Origin of the sequence: Paucibacter sp. XJ19-41, from assembly GCF_028462495.1 — a bacterium.
Taxonomy (GTDB): Bacteria; Pseudomonadota; Gammaproteobacteria; order Burkholderiales; family Burkholderiaceae_C; genus Roseateles_E.
In genome coordinates this window covers 1-2,673 of record NZ_JAQOWX010000233.1, presented here as the reverse complement: position 1 = coordinate 2,673, position 2,673 = coordinate 1, and the positions used below count along the sequence as shown (strand labels likewise).

Annotated in this window: 3 protein-coding genes and 1 pseudogene; 1 reads left to right on the top strand and 3 read right to left on the bottom strand. The window is 69.5% G+C overall.

From position 1 onward, the window contains the following. Positions 1 to 384 (bottom strand): MBL fold metallo-hydrolase (locus PO768_RS28420; protein ID WP_272648739.1); only part of this gene is annotated, 384 nt, incomplete at its 3' end. Positions 385 to 514: 130 nt separating this feature from the next. On the opposite strand from PO768_RS28420, the gene gcvA reads away from it, so the two are divergent. Next, a complete protein-coding gene (gene gcvA / locus PO768_RS28415) occupies positions 515 to 1,417 on the top strand; it encodes a transcriptional regulator GcvA (RefSeq protein WP_272648738.1) in 903 nt (300 codons plus the stop codon). Between the two features lie 23 nt (positions 1,418 to 1,440). On the opposite strand, the gene PO768_RS28410 is transcribed toward gcvA, so the two are convergent. After that, on the bottom strand, positions 1,441 to 2,355 hold the full coding sequence (locus PO768_RS28410) for a hypothetical protein (RefSeq protein ID WP_272648737.1): 915 nt from the start codon (positions 2,353 to 2,355) through the stop codon (positions 1,441 to 1,443). A 187-nt stretch (positions 2,356 to 2,542) separates the two neighbouring features. Further along, positions 2,543 to 2,673, bottom strand: a pseudogene (locus tag PO768_RS29395) (single-stranded DNA-binding protein); the annotation flags it as partial.

Below are 2,673 nucleotides of genomic sequence, written 5' to 3'. Positions count from 1 at the left end.
GCCCGGCGGCACCGGCAGCGGGTTGGTGCCGGCCGGATGGATCAGCGCGCCGCCCCGCCCCAGCGCCTGGGCCACCGCGCGCGCGTCGAAGTGGTCGGCGTGGGTGTGGGTGATCAGCACATGGCTGTCGCCGATGGCGTCGCTGACCGGGATCAGCGCGTCCTTCAGCGCGGCCCCCCAGACGGACGGGCTGACCAGCGGGTCGATGAACAGGCTGGCCTGCGGAAGCTGCAGACGGATGCCCGCCCATGCCAGGCGCTGGATGCGCAGACCGTCCGCACCGCCGGCCGCCAGCACGGATCGGCCCGCCAGCAGCAGGGCGGCGGCGGACGAAAGAAAACCCCGGCGCCGCTGGCCATCGCAACTCAGCTGTATCAAGACCATCTCCACTCGTTGTGAGAGTGTCATCCTGGCAAACACTAGTGCCGACGACAAACGAGATGTTTTCCCCTTCGCCTTAGAAAAACTAAGGCGATTGATAGGATGCGCGACCCCCTGCCAGCCCGAGGCCCGCGTGAAGCCCCGCCATCCCGTCCCGCTGAATGCCCTGCGCGCCTTCGAGGCGGCCGCGCGCTGCCTCAGTTTCCAGGCCGCAGCGGCGCAGCTCTTCGTCACGCCGGCGGCGGTCAGCCACCAGGTCAAGCATCTGGAGGCCTATCTGGGCCTGCCGCTGTTTCATCGCGGCCATCGCTCGATCACGCTGAGCGCCGAAGGCCAAGCGCTGGCCGCCTCGCTGAGCGAGCTGTTCGGCCAGCTTGAGCTGGCGCTGGACCGCGCCACCGCCCCCTCGGCAGCGCAGCTCTGCGTCAGCACGATGGAATCCTTCGCCGCGAAATGGCTGGCGCCCCGGCTGCATCACTTCCACCGCGAGCACCCCGATCTCAAGGTCCGCCTCGTGACCGGCAACGAGCCGGCCGATTTCGCCCGCGGCGGTGTCGATGTCGCGATCCGCTACGGCCCCGGAGGCTACGCCGGCGTGCGGGCCGAGCGGCTGATGGAGGCCCCGGTGTTCCCGGTCTGCGCGCCCGCGCTGCTGGGCGAGGCCCGCCGGCCGCTGCTCGGGCCTGAGGACCTGGCGCAGCACACCCTGCTGCATGACGACAGCGCGGCCGGCCGCCCCGGCGTGCCCGATTGGTCGGCCTGGCTGCAAGCCGCTGGCAGCCCAGGCGTGGATGCGAGCCGGGGCCCGGTCTTTTCCAGCATCTACCTGGCCCAGGAGGCAGCGGTCGCCGGTCACGGCGTCGCGCTGGGCCTGGCGCCGCTGGTCGCGCAAGACCTGCAGCGCGGCCGCCTGATCAAGCCCTTCGGCCCGGAGCTGCCCAACGCCTACGCCTTCTGGATCGTCACTGGGCCGCAGGGCTGCGGCAAGCCAGCCGTTGAGGCCTTCTGTCGGTGGTTGCGCGAGGAGGCTTGCTGAGGCGAGGCCGGGACCAAGAGTCGCTATCGCCCGACCGTAACCGTCAGGCTGGCGTTCTTGAGGATGGAGGTGCAGCGAGCGGTGGCACGATTGGGAGGCACCGGGGACGGCGGCGGATTGGTCAGACCCAGTTGCTGGATGCTGGGGCCGACGGGCAGCACGGCGAGCCCGAAACGGCCGCTCTCCACGCTGCCGACCGGCTCTTGCGCCAGGCGCTCGGCCCAATCGCTCAGCAGCAGCGATACATCCACCGTCACGGTCGGGTTGGGGCCTGCAGGATCGACGGTGACCTGCCCCGAGCTCGTGACCTGTCCGAGCGGGACCTGGCTGGGCAAGGTGGTCGCACCCAGGCGCGACGGTGCGCTCTGGGGGAAGTCGCCGAAGCGCGGGTCCAGCTCGACCAGCACGAACGGCGCCGGCGTTTCATACCCTCGGGCCAGCTCCAGCGACCGCACGCAAAGGTCGAGCGCCTGGGCGGACTGCGGCACCTTCAGCCAGCTGCCGACTCGATAACTGAGCGACGCCGTCAGCAGCCGGTGCGGCGAAGCCCGCAGGTTCGCGGCCACCGCCGACATGTCGAACACCATCAAGCCATGCCATCGGCTCGCGCGTGACGAGGGGCACATCACACCCGGCGGATCGACCACGGTATTGCGCCAGTCCTGATAGCCGACCAGCAGCTCGCCGGTCGTCGGTGGCGCCGGAAAGGCAGGGGCGGGCGGTGTGGCCGGCGTGCAGGCGGCAATCGGCCCACCCGATCCGTCGTTGATCGTGCCGCGAGTCCATTGGTAGCTGCCCATGCCCGCCAGGGGCGGGGTCAAGGTGGTCCGCGTGATTGCCGTGCCGCAGCCACTCAGGAGCATCGCAAGCGCCAAGCCCCCCAGGCAAACCTTGGTGGGACCGGTGATCCGGCTCAATACCGCATGGAGTTGGCGCATACCCTGTCCTTCCTGGTTGAAACCCGTTCTCACCTATCGCTATCGAAAAGGCGAGAAGCTTGAAGACCTTAGGGCAGCGGCCAGGCGAGGACATCCTCTGGGTTGAGCAGACCGCGCACGCAAAAAAGGCCCGCGTCCTTTCGGAGCGCGGGCCTGCTTCAATCAACAGGATGCGGCGAGCCGCAATTTAGAACGGAATATCGTCATCCATATCATCGAAGCCGGTCGAGGACTTCGGGGCCGGTGCCGGGCGCGGGGCCGGGGGGCGCGATGCGGCGGCGCGGGGGGCCGGTGCCGGGGCGTCGAAATCGTCACCAC

Excerpts from the sequence above, each read along its gene's own strand:
- PO768_RS28410 (WP_272648737.1), bottom strand. The coding sequence starts at position 2,355 with ATGCGCCAACTCCATGCGGTATTGAGCCGGATCACCGGTCCCACCAAG.